Origin of the sequence: Blastococcus sp. HT6-30, assembly GCF_039729015.1 — a bacterium.
GTDB lineage: Bacteria > Actinomycetota > Actinomycetes > Mycobacteriales > Geodermatophilaceae > Blastococcus.
Genome location: NZ_CP155792.1, coordinates 1,735,838 through 1,753,700, shown reverse-complemented (window position 1 = coordinate 1,753,700; position 17,863 = coordinate 1,735,838). Strand labels below are relative to the sequence as shown.

The 17,863-nt window shown below is 74.9% G+C and carries 18 protein-coding genes; 3 read left to right on the top strand and 15 right to left on the bottom strand.

What is annotated here, in order from left to right; genetic code table 11:
- Window positions 1–21 precede the first annotated feature (21 nt).
- From argF to ABC795_RS08375, 15 genes are all read right to left on the bottom strand, one after another.
- Window positions 22–969 carry an ornithine carbamoyltransferase gene (gene argF, locus ABC795_RS08445; protein WP_347060557.1) on the bottom strand — a complete coding sequence of 316 codons (948 nt, stop codon included), beginning with the start codon at window positions 967–969 and terminating at the stop codon, window positions 22–24.
- Window positions 966–2,156 (bottom strand): acetylornithine transaminase, encoded by a 1,191-nt coding sequence (locus ABC795_RS08440; RefSeq protein ID WP_347060556.1) that lies wholly within the window; start codon window positions 2,154–2,156, stop codon window positions 966–968. Before ABC795_RS08440 ends, argF begins: the two co-directional genes overlap by 4 nt.
- Complete coding sequence (gene argB / locus ABC795_RS08435) at window positions 2,153–3,172, bottom strand: acetylglutamate kinase (protein WP_347060554.1); 1,020 nt, start codon at window positions 3,170–3,172, stop codon at window positions 2,153–2,155. The genes ABC795_RS08440 and argB overlap by 4 nt, the downstream gene beginning before the upstream one ends.
- Window positions 3,169–4,320, bottom strand: coding sequence for a bifunctional glutamate N-acetyltransferase/amino-acid acetyltransferase ArgJ (argJ, locus tag ABC795_RS08430; RefSeq protein ID WP_347060553.1), 1,152 nt, complete (start codon window positions 4,318–4,320; stop codon window positions 3,169–3,171). The genes argB and argJ overlap by 4 nt, the downstream gene beginning before the upstream one ends.
- Before the next feature lie 55 nt (window positions 4,321–4,375).
- Window positions 4,376–5,416 (bottom strand): N-acetyl-gamma-glutamyl-phosphate reductase, encoded by a 1,041-nt coding sequence (gene argC / locus ABC795_RS08425; RefSeq protein ID WP_347060552.1) that lies wholly within the window; start codon window positions 5,414–5,416, stop codon window positions 4,376–4,378.
- 33 nt (window positions 5,417–5,449) lie between these two features.
- Window positions 5,450–5,839, bottom strand: a complete 390-nt coding sequence (locus ABC795_RS08420; protein WP_347060551.1) for a hypothetical protein — start codon at window positions 5,837–5,839, stop codon at window positions 5,450–5,452.
- A gap of 95 nt (window positions 5,840–5,934) precedes the next feature.
- Window positions 5,935–6,789 carry an SDR family oxidoreductase gene (locus ABC795_RS08415; protein ID WP_347060550.1) on the bottom strand — a complete coding sequence of 285 codons (855 nt, stop codon included), beginning with the start codon at window positions 6,787–6,789 and terminating at the stop codon, window positions 5,935–5,937.
- Window positions 6,782–9,244: a phenylalanine--tRNA ligase subunit beta gene (pheT, locus tag ABC795_RS08410; protein WP_347060549.1), complete on the bottom strand. Its 2,463-nt coding sequence runs from the start codon at window positions 9,242–9,244 to the stop codon at window positions 6,782–6,784. The genes ABC795_RS08415 and pheT overlap by 8 nt, the downstream gene beginning before the upstream one ends.
- A gap of 55 nt (window positions 9,245–9,299) precedes the next feature.
- On the bottom strand, window positions 9,300–10,367 hold the full coding sequence (gene pheS / locus ABC795_RS08405) for a phenylalanine--tRNA ligase subunit alpha (RefSeq protein ID WP_347060548.1): 1,068 nt from the start codon (window positions 10,365–10,367) through the stop codon (window positions 9,300–9,302).
- A gap of 134 nt (window positions 10,368–10,501) precedes the next feature.
- Complete coding sequence (locus ABC795_RS08400; protein WP_347060547.1) at window positions 10,502–11,152, bottom strand: TetR/AcrR family transcriptional regulator; 651 nt, start codon at window positions 11,150–11,152, stop codon at window positions 10,502–10,504.
- Between the two features lie 180 nt (window positions 11,153–11,332).
- Window positions 11,333–12,127, bottom strand: coding sequence for an RNA methyltransferase (locus tag ABC795_RS08395; RefSeq protein ID WP_347060546.1), 795 nt, complete (start codon window positions 12,125–12,127; stop codon window positions 11,333–11,335).
- Window positions 12,128–12,335: 208 nt separating this feature from the next.
- On the bottom strand, window positions 12,336–12,725 hold the full coding sequence (rplT, locus tag ABC795_RS08390; RefSeq protein WP_347060545.1) for a 50S ribosomal protein L20: 390 nt from the start codon (window positions 12,723–12,725) through the stop codon (window positions 12,336–12,338).
- A 40-nt stretch (window positions 12,726–12,765) separates the two neighbouring features.
- Window positions 12,766–12,960: a 50S ribosomal protein L35 gene (rpmI, locus tag ABC795_RS08385; protein ID WP_269194637.1), complete on the bottom strand. Its 195-nt coding sequence runs from the start codon at window positions 12,958–12,960 to the stop codon at window positions 12,766–12,768.
- A 100-nt stretch (window positions 12,961–13,060) separates the two neighbouring features.
- Complete coding sequence (gene infC, locus ABC795_RS08380; RefSeq protein WP_347060697.1) at window positions 13,061–13,654, bottom strand: translation initiation factor IF-3; 594 nt, start codon at window positions 13,652–13,654, stop codon at window positions 13,061–13,063.
- A gap of 421 nt (window positions 13,655–14,075) precedes the next feature.
- Complete coding sequence (locus tag ABC795_RS08375) at window positions 14,076–14,567, bottom strand: PH domain-containing protein (RefSeq protein WP_347060543.1); 492 nt, start codon at window positions 14,565–14,567, stop codon at window positions 14,076–14,078.
- Between the two features lie 51 nt (window positions 14,568–14,618).
- Here ABC795_RS08375 and ABC795_RS08370 point away from each other — a divergent pair, with 51 nt between their 5' ends.
- The 3 genes from ABC795_RS08370 to ABC795_RS08360 all read left to right on the top strand — a co-directional run bounded on the left by ABC795_RS08370 (window position 14,619) and on the right by ABC795_RS08360 (window position 17,421).
- Window positions 14,619–15,668 carry an MBL fold metallo-hydrolase gene (locus tag ABC795_RS08370; RefSeq protein ID WP_347060542.1) on the top strand — a complete coding sequence of 350 codons (1,050 nt, stop codon included), beginning with the start codon at window positions 14,619–14,621 and terminating at the stop codon, window positions 15,666–15,668.
- The gene (locus tag ABC795_RS08365; RefSeq protein WP_347060541.1) at window positions 15,647–16,207 is read left to right on the top strand and encodes a uridine kinase; all 561 of its coding nucleotides are present in this window, start codon (window positions 15,647–15,649) and stop codon (window positions 16,205–16,207) included. The genes ABC795_RS08370 and ABC795_RS08365 overlap by 22 nt, the downstream gene beginning before the upstream one ends.
- 95 nt (window positions 16,208–16,302) lie before the next feature.
- Window positions 16,303–17,421, top strand: coding sequence for a uroporphyrinogen-III synthase (locus ABC795_RS08360; RefSeq protein ID WP_347060540.1), 1,119 nt, complete (start codon window positions 16,303–16,305; stop codon window positions 17,419–17,421).
- Window positions 17,422–17,863 lie beyond the last annotated feature (442 nt).

Below are 17,863 nucleotides of genomic sequence, written 5' to 3'. Positions count from 1 at the left end.
GCCGCCGGCGCACACCGCGGGTCACGAGCTCTTCTCCAGCAGCCAGACGAGCACGGCCTTCTGGGCGTGCAGCCGGTTCTCGGCCTCGTCCCAGACCACGCTCTGCGGTCCGTCGATCACCTCGGCGGCGATCTCCTTGCCGCGGTAGGCCGGCAGGCAGTGCAGGACGACGGCGTCGGCGGCGGCCCGGGACAGCGCGGCCTCGTCGACGGCGTAGGGCAGGAACGGCGCGGTGCGGGCGTCGTGCTCACCCTCCTGGCCCATGGAGACCCAGGTGTCGGTGACCAGCACGTCGGCGCCGTCGGCCGCGGCCGCGGCATCGGCGGTCCAGCTCACCGACCCGCCGGTGCCGGCGGCGATCGCCGCCGCGCGCTCGAGCACGGCCGGGTCGGGCCGGAAGGACTCCGGGGAGCCGATCCGCACGTGCATACCCGCCGTGGCGCCGCCCAGCAGGTAGGAGTGCGCCATGTTGTTGGCGCCGTCGCCCAGGTAGGACAGCGACCGCCCGGCCAGCGAGCCCTTGTGCTCGGCCACCGTCTGCAGGTCCGCCAGGATCTGGCAGGGGTGGTACGAGTCGGTGAGGGCGTTGACCACCGGGACGCGGCTGACCGCGGCCATGGCCTCGATGCGGTCCTGGCCGAAGGTGCGCCACACGATGGCGGCGGCCTGCCGGTCGAGCACGCGGGTGGTGTCCTCGATCGGCTCACCGCGGCCCAGCTGGCTGGTGGCGGCGTCGATGACCAGCGGGTAGCCGCCGAGCTCGGCAACACCCACCGAGAAGGACACCCGGGTGCGGGTCGAGGGCTTGTCGAAGACGACGGCCACCGCCTGCGGCGTGCCGTTCGGGGCGCGCAGCGGGGCCGGTGCCCCGGCCGTGTGCCGGCTCGCCTTGAGCGAGGCGGCCAGCGCCAGCACCTCGGCCTGCTCCTCGGGCGAGAGGTCGTCGTCGGTGAGGAAGTGCCGGGTCACGAGCCGTTCTCCATCGCGTCGTCGAGGGCCGCGGGCAGGGCGGCGACGAAGGCGTCGATCTGTGCGTCGGTGAGGATCAGGGGCGGGGCGAGGCGGAGCACGCCGGGCGCGACGGCGTTGGTGAGGAAGCCGGCGGCCCGCAGGGTGGCCTCCAGCTGCGCGGCGACGTCGGCGGTGAGGACGACGCCGAGCAGCGCGCCCCTCCCCCGCACCCCGCTGATCCCCGCGTGCCCCAGCGCCTCGATACCGGTGGAGAACCGGTGCTCGATCTCCTTGGCCCGCTCGAGCAGCCCCTCGTCGCGGATCGTGTCGAGGACGGCCAGCGCGGCGGCGGCCGCGATCGGGTTCCCGCCGAAGGTGGAGCCGTGGGAGCCCGCCGTCAGCAGGTCGGCGGCCTCGCCGAAGGCGAGCATCGCGCCGATCGGCAGCCCACCGCCCAGCGCCTTGGCCAGCGTGATGACGTCGGGGTGCAGGCCGTCGGCCTGGGAGGCGAACCAGTGACCGGTCCGGCCGATGCCGGTCTGCACCTCGTCGACGGCGAACAGCGCGCCGGCCCCGGAGGCCGTGGACGCGGCGGCGGCGAGGTAGCCGGCCGGTGCGGGCAGCACGCCGCCCTCCCCGAGCACCGGCTCGAGCAGCACCATCGCGGTCTGCTGGGAGACGGCGTCGGCCAGCGCGGTCTCGTCGCCGTAGGGCACGTACGCGACGCCCCCGGGCAGGGGCGCGAACGCAGCGGCCTTCGACGGCTGACCGGTGAGGGCCAGCGCACCCATGGTCCGGCCGTGGAAGGCGCCCTCGGCGGTGATGACCTCGGGCCGGCCGGTGAGCCGGCTGAGCTTGAACGCCGCCTCGTTGGCCTCGGCGCCGGAGTTGCAGAAGAAGACCCGCCCCGGCCGGCCGGCGAGCTCGAGCAGCCGCTCCGCCAGCGTGATGCCCGGCTCGTGCATCGCCAGGTTCGAGACGTGGCCCAGCTTCGCCGCCTGCCCGGTGATCGCCTCGACGACCCTGGGGTGGGCGTGGCCGAGGATCGTCGTCGCGATGCCGCCGAGCAGATCGGTGTACTGGCGCCCGTCGACGTCGGTGACGGTCGCCCCGGAGCCGCAGTCCAGCGCGACCGGCGGCGCCTTGTAGTTGTTCATCATCACGGCCGACCAGCGGCGGGCCAGCTCCTCGGTGTGCGTCGTCATGCTGTGCCCTCCTTCTGGTCCTTCGCCGGGACGACCATCGTCCCGGTGCCTTCGGTGGTGAACGTCTCCAGGAGCAGGGCGTGCGGCGTCCGGCCGTCGACGACGGTCGCCCGCTTCACCCCGCCCTCGACCGCCCGCAGGCAGGCGGCCATCTTCGGGATCATCCCGGCGTCCAGCGTGGGCAGGAGCTCGGCCAGCTCCCGGGCGTCGATCTGCTGGACCAGGGAGTCGCGGTCGGGCCAGTCGGCGTACAGGCCCTCGACGTCGGTGAGGACCACGAGCTTGACCGCGCCCAGCGCCGCCGCCAGCGCGGCCGCGGCGGTGTCGGCGTTGACGTTGTGCACGACGCCGTCGGCGTCCGGCGCCACGCTCGCGACGACCGGGATGTGACCGGCCGCCAGCAGCGCCGTGACCGGGGTGGTGTCGACCGCGGCGATGTCGCCGACCAGCCCGACGTCCACCCGCTCGCCGTCGACGACCGCGGTGGTCCGCCGCGCGGTGAACAGCCCGCCGTCCTCGCCGGAGAGGTGCACCGCCATCGGGCCGTGCTGGTTGATCAGCCCGACGATGTCGGGGCCGACCTGGCCGGTGAGCACCATGCGGACCACGTCGATCGTCTCCGGGGTGGTCACGCGGAGACCGCCGCGGAACTCGCTGCTGATGCCGAGCTTGGCCAGCATCGCGTTGATCTGCGGGCCGCCGCCGTGCACGACCACGGGCAGGATGCCGCACGTCCGCAGGAAGACCATGTCCTCGGCGAATGCCCGGCGGCACTCGTCGTCGACCATCGCGTGGCCGCCGTACTTGATGACGACGACGTTGCCGTGGAACTCCTTGAGCCAGGGCAGCGCACCGGTGAGGACAGCGACCTTGGCCGCGTCGCCCTCGGGGTCCTTCTTCCGCATGACCCGCCGGGTGCCGACCGTGCGCACCGGCCGCGGCGGTGGGACGGGTTCGTCGATCCGCACGTCGGGGGGCGTCGGGTCCTGGGGTGCGGGGTCCTGGTGCTCGCTCATGTGGAGTAGGCCGAGTTCTCGTGCACGTAGGCGATCGACAGGTCGTTGGTCCAGATCGTGGCCGTCTCGCCGCCGGCGCCCAGGTCGACGTCGATGGTGATCTCCCGGCCGGTGAGGTCCACACCCTCGCGGGGGTCGCCGATCGAGCCGCCGCGGCACACGGTGACGCCGTTGATGGTCACGTCGACCTGGTCGGGCTCGAACACGGCGTCGGTGGTGCCGACCGCCGCCAGCACCCGGCCCCAGTTGGGGTCGTTGCCGAACAGCGCGGTCTTGAGCAGGTTGTTGCGGGCGCAGGCCCGGCCGGCGGTGAGCGCGTCTTCGACCGAGGCGGCGTTGCGGACGGTGATCGCGATGTCCTTGGTGGACCCCTCGGCGTCGGCGAGCAGCTGCATCGCCAGGTCCGTCGCGGCCGCGGTGAGCGCCTCGGTGAACTCCTCAGTGCCCGGCGTGACGCCGCTGGCGCCGCTGGACATCACCAGCACCGTGTCGTTGGTCGACAGGCACCCGTCGGAGTCGACCCGCTCGAAGGAGAGGCTGGTCGCCTGCTTCAGCGCGGAGGCGAGCACCGAGGGCGGGACGACGGCGTCGGTGGTGAGGACGACGAGCATCGTGGCCAGCGACGGAGCGAGCATGCCGGCGCCCTTGGCCATCCCGCCGATGCTCCAGCCGTCGCGGGCCTGCACCGTCGTCTTCGGGACGCTGTCGGTGGTCATGATCGCGCGGGCGGCGTCGGGCCCGCCTTCCTCGCTGAGCGCCTGCACCGCGGCGCTGACCCCGGCGGTCAGCTCGTCCATGGGCAGCCGCATGCCGATCAGGCCCGTGCTGGCCACCGCGACGTCGACCGCCCCGATGCCGAGCTCGGCGGCCGCGTGCTCGGCGGTGGCGTGGGTGTCCTGGAAGCCCTCGGGCCCGGTGCAGGCGTTGGCGCCGCCGGAGTTGAGCACGACCGCGCGCACCCGCTCGCCGGCCAGCACCTGGCGGCTCCACAGCACGGGCGCGGCCGGGAAGCGGTTGGTGGTGAACACGGCCGCGGCCGCGTCGTCGGGACCGTGGTTGAGGACGACGGCGACGTCGGGGTCGCCGGAGGACTTCAGCCCGGCGGCGACGCCGGCGGCGCTGAACCCCTTCGGTGCCGTGACGGTCACTGCGGGGCCCCCGCGGAGACGTGGAGCGCCGGCGGAGCGTCTTCGTGGGATGAGTTCATGGCGCTACTCCTACGAGCGGGAGACCGGTGATCTCGGGGATGCCGAGGGCGAGGTTGGCGCACTGGATCGCCGCGCCCCCGGTGCCCTTGGTGAGGTTGTCGACGGCGGCGACGACGACCAGCCGGTCGGCGTCGGCGTCGACGGCGAGCTGCAGAGCCACCGTGTTCGCACCGAGCACCTGGGCGGTGGTGGGCCACTGCCCCTCGGGCAGCAGGTGGACGAACGGCTCGCCGGCGTAGGCCTCCGAGTAGGCGGCCCGGGCGGCGTCGGCGTCGGCCCCGGGCCTCAGCTTCGCCGAGCAGGTGGCGAGGATGCCGCGGCTCATCGGGACCAGGGTGGGCGTGAAGCTGACGCCCACCGGGGCCCCGGCCGCCCGCGAGAGACCCTGGATCATCTCCGGGGTGTGCCGGTGCACGCCTCCGACGCCGTAGGCGCTGGCCGCGCCCATGACCTCGCTGCCGAGGAGGTGCGGCTTCGGTGACTTGCCGGCGCCGCTGGTGCCGCTGGCGGCGACGACCACGACGTCGGGCTCGACCAGCCCGGCGGCCAGCGCCGGGGCCATCGCGAGGGTGACCGAGGTCGGGTAACAGCCGGGGACGGCGATCCGCGTGGCGCCGGCCAGCTCCTCCCGCTGACCGGGCAGCTCCGGAAGACCGTACGGCCAGGTGCCGGCGTGCACGCCGCCGTACCAGCGGGCCCAGGCGGCCGGGTCGTTCAGCCGGTGGTCGGCGCCGCAGTCGATGACGAGCGTCTCCGCCGGCAGCTGGTCGGCGATCGCCGCCGACTCGCCGTGCGGCAGCGCCAGGACGACCACGTCGTACCCGGCCAGGCTCGCCGCGTCGCTCGGCTGCACCTCCAGCTCGGCGAAGGGCAGCAGGTGGGGCTGGAGTTCACCCAGGCGTCGGCCGGCGCTCGAGTTGGCGTGCACCCCGGCCAGCCGGAGCGCCGGGTGCCCGGCCAGCAGCCGGCACACCTCACCTCCCGCGTACCCGGTGGCGCCGGTGACCCCGACCGTCCACGTCCGCTCTGTGCTCACGATGCATGACCATACACGGCCATGCATGAACGTTCACCGCGATGTCGGCGGCTTTCCCGGCAGCTCCGTGTCAGGCGGTCGCCGGGCGCGGTCCCGCCTGCGGTCCATCCACGAGATCATCGCGGCGACCAGCAGGAGCAGCGACGGCAGGAGGAGGCCCGGACCGAGGCCCAGGCCGGTGAGCAGCGACCACCCGACCGACGCCGCCCCGAGGACGGCCACGACCGCCGGAGCCAGCACCGGCGCGCCCGCGCTCTCGGCGAGCAGGGCGAGTGCCGCGCACGCCAGGGGGACGCCGAAGAGCAGGAGGGCGAACGCGCCGCTGTCCTCCCACGCCGCCCGGCCGGACCAGGCGGCGAGCCCGGCGACGCCCGCGAGCGCGAGGGCGATCAGCCCGCGGGCCGCCGGGGACTGGGTCGCCATGGCTGTCACTCCTCGTCCGGAACCGGTACCGCACCGTGGCACGTCCGCCGCGACCGGGTCGGCGTCGCCGGACCACCCCCGCGGAGAGCGGGGAATCAGCCGAGCGGGTCGTCCTCCCCGTAGGGCCGCAGCCGCAGCTGCCGGGCGGCGTCGTCGGGCGTGGTCCTGCGGAGGACGTCGAGGTGGTCCTTGCCGGCCCGGACGAAGCGGCCCGACCACTGGTCGAGCTCTCCGGCGGCGATGGCGGCGATCAGCTCGACGACCTTCTCCGGCGGCGTCCAGTGGGTGTTGCCCTGCCACATGTGCATGGCGCGGGTCATCGGGGTGTCGACGACGCCCGGGGCGACGTTGAAGGCCCGCACGTTCGAGCCCTCCAGCGCGGTGGCCAGGCCCTCGGTGAGCCGCACGAGCGCGGTCTTGGCGACAGAGTAGGCCGAGTAGTCGGGGTTGGCGCGGGTGCCCATTCCGCTGGCGATGTTGACCACCCGCCCGCGGTTGCGCAGCACCATCCACGGCACGACGGTGCGGATCGTCAGCTGCGCGCCGCGGACGTGGCTGGACACGACGTCCCACCACTGCTCCGGGTCGGCCTCCCAGATGGGCACCTCGAACTCGTCGATGAGCCCGGCGTTGTTGACCAGGAGCTCGATCGGGCCGAGCTCCTCGCGCACCTCCCCCACCGCGGCCTCCACGGACGCGCGGTCGGTGACGTCGGCGGCGACCGCCAGGGTGCGAGCGCCGGTGGCCTCGGCGACCTCGGCCATCGCCGTCCGCAGCCGGTCGGGGTTCCGGGCCACACCGGCCACCACCATGCCTCGGGCGGCCAGCCCCTCGACCAGGTGCCGGCCGATGCCGGTGGACGCCCCGGTGACCAGGGCGACCCCGGCCCCGTCCAGGGGCCCGACCTGAGCCTGCGAAGGGTGGGGAGGGCGGGGTCCTTGTTCAGCCACGGATCTGCGCCCCGGTGGCCTGGGCGGCGGCGGCGAGCGCGGCGTCGCGCACCGCCGTCGCCTCCTCGCCGGTCAGCGTCCGGTCCGGCGCCCGCACGGTGAGGGCGTAGGCCAGGGAGCGGGAGCCGGCCGGCACCGGTGCACCGGTATAGACGTCGAAGAGCCGCAGCGACTCCAGCAGCTCCCCGGCGCCCGCCCGCAGCGCGGCGGTGACGTCCGCCGAGGGAACGTCGTCCGCCACCACCACGGCGAGGTCGAGGAGCACCGGCGGGAACGTGGAGATCGCCGGCGCCTGCGGGACGGCCGGGGCGGGCAGGGCGTCGGCGTCGAGCTCCATGACCGCGGTCCGGGCGGGTACGCCGAGCGCCTCGCAGACCTTGGGGTGCAGCTCGCCGGCGTGCCCGATCACCCGGTCGCCGACCAGGAGCTCGGCGCAGCGGCCGGGATGCCAGGGCGCCCGGTCGCCTGCACGCACGGTCAGCTCGGCTCCGGCGGCCGCGGCCACGGTCCGTGCGGCCTGCACCGCGTCGGCCCACTCCGCCGGGCGGCCCGGACCCCACCAGCCGCGCGGCTCGCGCTGGCCGGTGAGGGCCACCGCCACGTGCCACGGCTGGGCCGGCACCGCACCCAGCAGCGCGGCGAGGACGGCGTCGTCCGGCCGGCGCTCGGCACCGGGCACCGGTGCAGGCGGGCGCACCCCGCCGGGGAACACCGCCCCGTGCTCGAAGAGGGCGACGTCGCGGATGCCGCGCGCCTGGTTCCGGGCCAGCGCCGTCAGCAGCCCGGGCAGCAGGCTCGTGCGCAGCGCCGGAGCCTCCTCCGACAGCGGGTTGCGCACGGTGATCACGCGGCGGCGGTCGTCGTCCTCGGGCAGGCCCAGCGCGTCCAGCTGCGCCGTGCCGGTGAAGGGGAAGGACGGCGCCTCCACGTACCCGGCATCGGCCAGGGCGCGGCCGATGCTGCGCCGCCGGCGCTGCCGCTCGGTGAGCCCCCCACCGGGTGGCGCGGTGGGCAGGAGGGAGGGGATCTCGTCGAAACCGCGGAGGCGCACGACCTCCTCGACCAGGTCGGCCGGCTCCCGCAGGTCGCCCCGCCAGGACGGCGGCGTGACCTGCAGCGCGTCGCCGTCGCCCCCGACCTCGGCGCCGATGGCGTCGAGCACCTCCAGCACCTGGGCCCGGGAGTAGTCCACCCCGGCGATCCGCCCGGGCAGGCCGGCGTCCAGCCCGATCACCGGTCGGGGCGCGCGGGTGTCGACGTCGACCGGCGCGCCTGCCACGCAGGCGCCACCGTGCTCGGCCAGGAGCCCGGCGGCCCGCGCCAGTGCCAGGACGGTGACGTCGGGGTCGGTGCCGCGCTCGAAACGCTTGCCGGCCTCGCTGGGCAGCCGATGGCGGCGCACCCCGCGGGAGATGCCGGTCGGCTCCCAGTGCGCGGCCTCCAGCAACACCGCCGAGGTGGTGTCCCCGATCTCCGTGGTGGCGCCGCCCATGACACCGGCCAGCCCGATGGGCCCGGACCCGTCGGCGATCAGCAGGTCGTCGTCGGCCAGGGCCCGGTCGGCGCCGTCCAGGGTGGTCAGCCGCTCACCGGCCGCCGCCGTGCGGACGGTGATCGGTCCGCGGACGGTGTCGCGGTCGAAGGCGTGCATCGGCTGGCCCAGCTCGAGCATGACGTAGTTGGTGACGTCGACCGCCAGGGAGATGCTCCGCACCCCGCACTGGGCGAGCCTCCGGCGCAGCGACCACGGGCTCGGTGCGACCGGGTCCAGCCCCTCCAGCGCCAGCATCGAGAAGCGGTCGCAGCGGCCGGGCGCGGCGACGTCGACCTCCCACGCCGGCGCACCGGACCACTCCGGCAGCGGCAGGTCCGCCGGGTCCCGCCAGGCCACGCCGAGCACGGCGGCGAGGTCGCGGGCGATCCCGCGCATCGACATGGCGTAGCCGCGGTCCGGGGTCACCTCGAGGTGGAAGACGACGTCGTCCAGACCCAGCACGTCGGCCGCGGGCGTCCCTGGCACGTAGCCGCCCTGGCCCAGCACCAGGATGCCGGTGTGGTCCTCGCCGATGCCCAGTTCGCGGACCGAGCAGATCATCCCGTCGGAGACGTGGTCGTAGGTCTTCCGCGCGGCGATGGCGAAGTCGCCGGGCAGCACGGCACCGGGCAGGGCGGCGACGACGAGGTCGCCGACGGCGAAGTTGCGGGCGCCGCAGACGATGCCCCGGGGCTCGCTCTCCCCGACCTCGACCTGGCAGTAGCGGATCGGCTTCTTGAAGCCGGTCAGCTCCTCGATCTCCAGCACCCGGCCGACCACGAGCGGGCCGGTCGTGACCGGCGGGCGGACGACGTCCTCCACCTCGAAGCCGAGCCGCACGAACGCGGCGTCGAGCTCCTCGGTGGTGATCCCGGCCGGGAGGTCGACGAGCTCGGACAGCCAGCTGACGGGGACCTTCACTGCTGGACTCCTTCGGGCGGCACGGGGGTGACCTTCTTCGTCGGACCGCGACCGTTCACTGCTCCACTCCGAATGCCGTGGTGAAGCGGACGTCGGCCTCGGCGATGTCGTGCATGTCCGACACCGCGGAGCGGAACTGCAGCGCCCGCTCGATGCCCATGCCGAAAGCGAAGCCGGTGTAGGTGTCCGGGTCGACGCCGCAGGCGCGCAGCACCCGCGGGTTCACCATCCCGCAGCCGCCCCACTCGACCCACTGCGGGCCGTCGCGGTGCTCGGGGAACCAGACGTCGAACTCAGCCGACGGCTCGGTGAACGGGAAGAAGTGCGGCCGCCACCGCGTGCGGGCATCCGGGCCGAACAGCTGGCGGGCCAGGTGGTCGAGCGTGCCCCGCAGGTGGGCCATGGTCAGGCCCCGGTCGACGGCCAGGCCCTCCACCTGGTGGAAGACCGGCAGGTGCGTGGCGTCGAGCTCGTCGGTGCGGTACACCCGGCCCGGGGCCACGACGTAGATGGGCGGCTGCCGGTCGAGCATGGTGCGCGCCTGCACCGGGCTGGTGTGCGTGCGCAGCACCAGGCCGGAGTCCTCGGGCGCGACGAAGAAGGTGTCCGACAGCCACCGGGCGGGGTGGTCCCGGCCGAAGTTGAGCGCGTCGAAGTTCAGCCACTCCGCTTCCAGCTCCGGCCCCTCGGCCACCTCGTACCCCATGCCGACGAAGATGTCGGCGATCCGGTCCATGAGCGTGGTGAGCGGGTGCCGGGCGCCGCGCGGGGTGCGGTCCCACGGCAGCGTGACGTCGACCCGCTCCTCGGCCAGCACGCGGGCGTCCCGCTCGGCCTCGAGCTCGGCCCTGCGCGCCTCGTAGGCCTCGGTGACCGCGGCCCGGGCGGCGTTCACCCGCTTGCCGGCGTCACTGCGGGCGGCCGGTGGCAGGGCCCCGAGCTCGCGCCGGGCCAGCAGCACCGGTGCCCGGTCGCCCAGGTGCGCGGGGCGGACGCCGGCCAGCGCCTCCAGGTCGGCCGCGGCCGCGAACGCCTCGAGCGCGGCACGCACCGCGTCGTCGAGGGCCTCGGGGGAGAGCGCGGCGACCTGCTTGGGGTCGTAGGGATCGTTGGCGCCAGACACGGGAGGCCATTCTGCCCGGCGACCGCACTCGCCCGCGCCGGGGTTCCCCGCGATCCACCCGTCGGCCCCTCGTGCCCATGCTGCGCCCGACGTCGTGCAGCTGGACCTGCGGCTGGTGCAGGAGCGCCCCGCGCTCAGCCCCGCGGGGGGAGGAGGGTGCCCAGGCCGCCATCGGCCAGGTCGGTGAGCTGGTCGACGAGGTCAGCCGCGGACACCGTCCGCGCCCCCGACCACCAGTGCGTGGCCAGCTGCACCATGCCGACGATCCCGTAGGCCCAGGTCATGGCGCCGTCGGCCGGACGCCCGGCGTCGGTGAGCCGCTGGCCGAGCAGGTCGCCCAGCGCGCCGGCGACGGCGTGCTCGGTGGCCGCGACCAGGTCCGCGCGGCCCGCGCGCCCGGCCTGTGCGTAGGCGAAGCGGTAGAGCGCCGGCTCGTCCTCGATCAGCGAGACGAAGGCGGCGATGACCGCGCGGAGCTGCTGCCGGTCGTCGCCCCGGTCGGCGGTCAGCTCGCCGAGCAGGCGGGGTAGCAGGACCGCCTGGGAGATGCGCTCGAGGACGGCGTCGATCAGCTCGTCCTTGTCGTTGAAGTACCGGTAGATCACCGTCTTGGAGACCCCCGCGCTGCGGGCGACGTCGTCGACGGAGAAGTCGGGACCGGCCAGCCGGACCGCCTCGACGGCCGCGCCGACGAGGTCCTCCCGCCGGGCACGGCGGTGCTCGGTCCACCGGGACCGCCGCCCGTCCGTCGACGGATCCGCCGGAGCACCTGCGACCCGTTGCATGTGCTCCACGGTAACTGCGACCTTCTTCCGCAACCCAGCGCGACGTCCCGGGGGAGCCCGTCGATGACCGCCATCCTGGCGTACCGGCGACGCCTCGTGCACCGCCTGCGTCGCGAGCGGAACCGCGAACGGAGGCCGCGCAGCGCCACCGGCGGAGCCGGGAGCGCGCGGGTACGGGCGTCAGCCCTGCGCGAGCTGGGTGGTGTAGAGGGAGATCGCGGCGGCGGCGGCCAGGTTCAGGCTCTCCGCCCGGCCGCGCATCGGGATCCGCACCCGCGCGTCGGCGAGCGCGGCCAGATCGGCGGGCACGCCCCGGGCCTCGTTGCCGAAGAGCCACAGAACCGGCCCCGCCAGCCGGCCGGCCGCCACCAGCCCGGGCAGCTCGGCCTCTCCCCCGCCGTCGGCGGCGAGCACGGTCACGCCCACGGCGCGCAGCGAGGGGAGCAGCGCCGCCAGTGGCGCACCACGGACGACGTCGACGTGGAACAGGCTGCCGGCGCTGGACCGGACCGCCTTGCCCCCGTACGGGTCGGCCGAGCCCGCGCCGAAGACGACCGCGCCGGCGCCGCAGGCGTCCGCGGTCCGCAGCACCGTCCCGGCGTTGCCCGGGTCGGCGAGCTCGGCGAGCGCGACCGACAGCCGCGGCGGCGCCGTCGTCAGCGACTCGGCCGGGACGTCCCGCAGCTCGCAGACGGCGACCAGCCCCTGGGGGGTCACCGTCTCCGACAGCCCGGCCGCGGCCTTCTCGGTGACCGGCCGCACGGGCACCGGCGTCTCCGCCAGCAGGTCGCGGTGCGCGGTCGCGGCCGCCTGCGTGGCGAAGACCTCGCGGACGCGCTCGGGCTGCGCCAGCGCCTCGACCACGGCCTGCCGCCCCTCGGCGAGGAAGAGCCCCGCCGCATCCCGCCCGGCGCGCCGGGTGAGCTTCCGCGCGGCGACTATGCGGGCGGAGCGCTCGGTGAGCGACTCGGTCACGCGCTCTCCTTCCTGCGAGATCTGCACGGTGACCCGCTCGAGGGCTGATCGGGGCGAGTGTGCAGACCTCGCCCCGGACAGACGCCGACGCCGCCGGCGTCCGGCCCGGAGGGGCCGGTCACCGACGGCGTCGGGTGACGTGCGGAACGGCCATCCTGCAGGGTCCCGCGCCGAGCTCGCGAGGCGTAGGGGGCAGGGTGGTCCTTGGTCAGGCGGCCTGGGCGCCGGTCGCCTCGGGGTTCGCGGCGAGCGCAGCCCGGGCGGACTCCACCAGCGTGGCGAAGGCGGCGGGCTCGTTCACGGCGAGCTCGGCCAGGACGCGGCGGTCCAGCTCGATGCCGGCGAGCTTGAGCCCCTGCATGAACCGGTTGTAGGTCATGTCGTTGAGGCGGGCCGCGGCGTTGATGCGGGTGATCCACAGTTTGCGGAAGTCACCCTTGCGCGCCTTGCGGTCGCGGTAGCTGTAGGTCGCCGAGTGGAGGATCTGCTCCTTGGCCTTGCGGTACAGCCGGGACCGCTGACCGCGGTAGCCGCTGGCGGCCTCGAGGGTCGTCCGGCGCTTCTTCTGGGCGTTGACCGCCCGCTTCACGCGTGCCACGGAAGTGCTCCTGTCTTTCTAAAAGTCAGTGGAGGGACGCTCAGATGCCGAGGAGCTTCTTGAGGTTCTTGGCGTCGGCCGGGGAGACGACCTGGTCCTGGTCGAGCCGGCGCTTGCGGGTCCCGGACTTGTGCTCGAACTTGTGCTGGTTGTTCGCCTGCTCGCGCATGAGCTTTCCGGTGCCCGTGACGCGCACCCGCTTGGCGGTGCCCTTGTGGGTCTTCTGCTTCGGCATGTCCTCGCCTGTCCTGGTCGTCTTCATGCGGGTCGTGCGGCAGCCCGGGGCTGCCGCACGACCCGGTGGTCTCGGTGGTGCGTTCCTGCGGAACAGGGGGTCAGGCGCTGGGCGCCTGCTCCGCCTCCTGCTCACCCTTGGCCGGTCGGCTCTTGCTCTGCTGCGCCTGCTGCTGCAGCGCCTGGGCGTTCCGGTGCGGGGCGATCACCATGACCATGTTCCGGCCGTCCTGCTTCGGGTTGGACTCGACGACGCCCAGCTCGCTGACGTCGGCGGCCAACCGCTGGAGCAGGCGGTAGCCCATCTCCGGGCGCGACTGCTCGCGGCCACGGAACATCACGGTGATCTTGACCTTGTCGCCGCCCTTGAGGAAGCGCTCGACGTGGCCCTTCTTGGTCTCGTAGTCGTGCGGGTCGATCTTCAGGCGCAGCCGCATCTCCTTGATGACGGTGAGCGCCTGGTTCCGCCGGGCCTCGCGGGCCTTCTGGGCGGACTCGTACTTGAACTTGCCGTAGTCCATGAGCTTGGCGACGGGCGGCCGGGCCATGGGAGCGACCTCGACCAGGTCGAGCTCGGAGTCCTGTGCCAGGCGCAGCGCCTCGCCGATCGACACGATGCCGACCTGCTCGCCCTCGGGTCCGACCAGGCGGACCTCGGGGACTCGGATGCGGTCGTTGATGCGGGGCTCGGTGATGGCCTCTCCTTACGCTGCTGCGTGGGAGGAGTCGCTGGCCCACCCGGCGCCGACGCACACAGAAGGCCCCGCGAGCGTCTGCTCGCGGGGCCCACTCGGCCGGCGGCGCACGACCCCTCGCGGGTGCGTGCGCACGCGATCACCGGCCTGTGGCCGGCTCTCGCTATCCGGGACCTGGGCGCCTGGACGGCGTCAGGTGGGAGCGGGCTCCTCTTGGACAGCGGCCCGGGGCGGGGCCGCTGGTGGTTCGCGCGCCTCGATGTAGCCGGGGGAGGCACACCCACGATACAGCGTCCCGGGCCCGTGGCGCATTCCCCCTGCCGTGCTGTGCCGGAACGACCTCTCCGCACGGCCCCGCGCCAGGCTCCGTCGAGAGGCTCGCCCCGAGCGGAGCGAGGGGTGAGGAGGACGGGGTCCTTCTTCAGTCGTCGTAGAGCAGAGGGGGCCGGACGGGGTCCTTCGCCCGTGCGGCGGCGTGCAGGGCGCGCAGCCCCTCGACCGCCCGCACGGCGTGCTCGCCGTCGGCGGCCTGCAGCGCGTGCAGGGAGATCTCGTCGCCGTTCTCCAGCAGCAGCGAGCCCCAGGCGGACGTGCGCTCGAACCGCACCGCGCGCACCGCCGTCCACGGCAGCTGGTGGTGGACGACGAGGTTCCGGACCCGGATGCCGTCGGCATCGGCGTCGAGCCGCGACCGGCCGAGGAACAGCACCCCGGCGGCCAGGACCAGCCCCAGACCCGCCATCGCCACCTGGTCGACGACGCCGTAGTCGATGACGGAGTTGGTCGTCGACGGCAGGGAGAGCGCCACCAGCACCATGACCACCGCGACCACGGCGGCGAGGGCGGCGAGCAGGTGCCGCATCCGGCGGGGCACGGCGGAGACGGTGGACACGTCGGGCTGGGAACCGCTCACACCCCCATGGTGTCAGGATCGCGGCCGGGAGCGGCTGGCAGAGTGCGGGACGTGGAGATCACCGGCACCACCCAGCACGCGGCCTGGCAGGCGCGCACCCTGCCCCCGGTCGAGCAGCTGCGGGCGGACCTCTGGTCGGTACCGGTGCCGATCCCGCACAACCCGCTGCGCTACGTGAGCGTCTACGCCTTTGCCCTCGCCGGCGGCGGGCTCGGCCTGATCGACACCGGCTGGGAGAGCGACGCCGGCTGGAGCGCGCTCAGCGACGGGCTCGCCTCGATCGGCGGCTCGGTGGCCGATGTCCGGGGCGTGCTCGTGACACACCTGCACTTCGACCACCTGGGGCTGGCCTCGCGCGTCCGGGAGGCCAGCGGCGCCTGGATCGCCATGCACCCGGCCGACGCCACCGCGGTCGAGCGGCTGACCCGGACCGAGGCGCGCGCCGCCGTCGCCGCCGAGGTCGAGTTCCTCGTCGGCCTCGGCGCCCCGCGCGACGACGCGGCAGCCGACGTGGGCGGTGCGGAGAACCTCTCCGGTTTCATGCGCATGGCGGTGCCCGACCGGATGCTCGGGGACGGCGACCACGCCGCGTTCCCCGGGTGGTCGCTGCGCACCCTCCACACGCCCGGTCACACGCCCGGTCACCTGTGCTTCGCCGAGGAGCGCACGGGGCTCTTCTTCTCCGGCGACCACGTGCTGCCGCGGATCAGCCCGAACATCTCCAGCACCGACGGTGGATCGGCGGATCCGCTGCGCGACTACCTCGACTCGCTGGCCGGGGTGCGCGACCTGGACCCCACCGAGGTGCTGCCGGGGCACGAGTGGCGCTTCCGTGGGCTGGCCGACCGCGTCGACGCGCTGACCGCGCACCACGAGGCGCGCCTGGCCGAGCTGCTGCGCGCCATCGCCGACCACCCCGGCTCCACGCCCTGGGACCTGGCCGCCCACCTGACCTGGTCGCGCCCGTGGGAGCAGTACGAGCGGCGGATGCGGATCTTCGCCGTGACCGAGACCGACGCCCACCTGCGGTTGCTCGCCAGCCGCGGGCTGGTGGCCGGCAGCGGCGGAGCGGTGCCCACGTGGACGCTGCACCCCCGCTGACCGTCGCCGGCCTGACCGCCCGGGTGCTCGACGCTCCCCCGCGGCTGGGCGGCACCCGGCTGGTGTGCGTGGACGGGCCGGCCGGGTCGGGCAAGACCACGCTCGCCGCCCGGCTGGCCGCCGTCCTGCCCGACCCCGTCGTCGTGCACATGGACGAGCTCTACGCCGGCTGGACCCTCACCGGGGCCGCGGCCCGCCTGTCCGCAGGTGTGCTGCGCCCACTGGCCGACGGCAGGCCGGGCGCCTACCACGCCTACGACTGGGCGGCCGGCCGGTTCTCCTCCCGGCCGACGCCGGTGCCGGTGCCGGCCGTGCTGGTGGTCGAGGGGTGCGGCAGTGCGTGCCGGGCCACCGACGCCTGGGCCGGCCTGCGGATCTGGGTGGAGGCCGACCCGGCGGTGCGGCTCGCCCGTGGCCTGGCCCGCGACGGGGCGCAGCTGGCCGGCGAGTGGCACCGCTGGCAGCGGACGGAGACCGCGCACTTCGCCGAGGACGGCACCCGGGCGCGCGCCGACGCGGTGGTGGACGGCAGGGCGTGACCCCGGTCACCAGGGCCCGCGTGGCACCGGGCGAGGACACACGTCGGAAACCCCGGGCCGGGAAGATGGGGCTCCACCGCACCCGAGGGGGACACGTGACCGACACCGCCGGGGAACAGCCGGCCGGGCTTCCGCTGGCCGGCTACACCGTCGCGGTGACCGCTGCCCGCCGCAAGGAGGAGCTGGGCGCGCTGCTGGACCGTCGGGGCGCCCGCGTGCTCTACGCCCCCGCCATCCGGATCGTCCCGCTGGCCGACGACGCCGAGTTGGTGGCTGCGACCAGGCGGGTGCTCGAGGCTCCCGTCGATCTCGTCGTCGCCACCACCGGGGTCGGCTTCCGCGGCTGGCTGGAGGCGGCCGACGCCTGGGGCCTGCCGCTCGTGCAGCACCTGTCGGGGTCCCGCGTCCTCGCGCGCGGCCCGAAGGCCCGCGGGGCGATCCGGGGTGGCGGACTCGTCGACGCCTGGTCGCCGGCGTCGGAGTCGTCGGCCGAAGTGCTCGAGCACCTGCTGTCGGGGGCCGAGGGGCCGCTGGCCGGCCGCCGGATCGCCGTCCAGCTGCACGGCGATCCGCTGCCCGACCTGGTCGCCGGGCTGCAGGACGCCGGCGCGGACGTGCTCACCGTCCCGGTCTACCGCTGGGTGCTGCCCGAGGACGTCGTGCCGGTGCGCCGGCTCATCGGTGCCATCCTGGCCGGCGGGGTCGACGCGGTGACCTTCACCAGCGCGCCGGCCGCGGCGAGCCTGCTGCAGGTGGCCACGGAGCTGGGGCAGCAGGAGCCGGTGGTGGCCGCGATGAACGGGCGGGTGCTCGCCGTCGCCGTCGGCCCCGTGACCGCCGGCCCGCTGGACGCCGCGGGCATCCCTTCCTGCCAACCGGAACGCGCCCGCCTGGGTGCCCTGGCCCGTGAGGTGGTCGCCCGGCTGCCCGAGCGCGACCCGGTGCTCCAGGTCGGCCCGCACACGCTCCAGGTCCGCGGCCACGCCGCCGTCGTCGACGGGCAGCTGGTGGAGCTGGCGCCGGGGCCGCTGGCCGTCCTGCGCGAACTCGCCCGGCAGCCCGGCCACGTCGTCTCGCGGCCGGACCTGGTGGGCTCCCTGCCGGGTGGCGGTGACGGGCACGCAGTGGAGATGGCGGTGACCCGGCTGCGGGCCGCCCTCGGCGCGCCGCTGGTCGAGACCGTCGTCAAGCGCGGCTACCGCCTCCGGGCCTGATCCTCCGGGCCTGGTCCTCCGGGCCCATCGAGGGACCGTCCGGGCGCAGGTTCCGCCGCATGAGCACGCGCGGGAACCTGTTGACGACCGAGCCGGTGCCGGCCACCTTCTCGAACCCGCCCGCTCGAACAGCGCCCGCGTACCGACGTAGGCAATCGTGAGGTCGTCGACGTGCGGGATCCGCCGGTTGGTGGCGAAGCTCGTGTCGGCGCTTGCGTGGACCGCCGCCCAGCCGACCACCTCGTCCCCGTCGTGGGCGAGCACGCCCGGTGGCGGGTCCTCCGCCACGAGTCGGCGCACCCGCTCGCCGCGGGCGGCGCCGACCAGCTCCCGGTTCTCCTTCGACCTCCGGAGCCGGTGGCTCAGGCACCAGCACACGTCCGCGTCCGGCCGCTTCGGGCCCAGCACCGCGGCCACGTCGGGACAGCTGCTGGCCGGGCGC

What these genes read in the sequence shown, in the direction of transcription:
- rpmI (WP_269194637.1), bottom strand. Translation starts at nt 12,960, where the DNA reads ATGCCGAAGCAGAAGACCCACAAGGGCACCGCCAAGCGGGTGCGCGTC.
- ABC795_RS08400 (WP_347060547.1), bottom strand. Translation starts at nt 11,152, where the DNA reads ATGCAACGGGTCGCAGGTGCTCCGGCGGATCCGTCGACGGACGGGCGG.
- ABC795_RS08420 (WP_347060551.1), bottom strand. Translation starts at nt 5,839, where the DNA reads ATGGCGACCCAGTCCCCGGCGGCCCGCGGGCTGATCGCCCTCGCGCTC.
- argB (WP_347060554.1), bottom strand. Translation starts at nt 3,172, where the DNA reads ATGAGCGAGCACCAGGACCCCGCACCCCAGGACCCGACGCCCCCCGAC.
- ABC795_RS08440 (WP_347060556.1), bottom strand. Translation starts at nt 2,156, where the DNA reads ATGACGACGCACACCGAGGAGCTGGCCCGCCGCTGGTCGGCCGTGATG.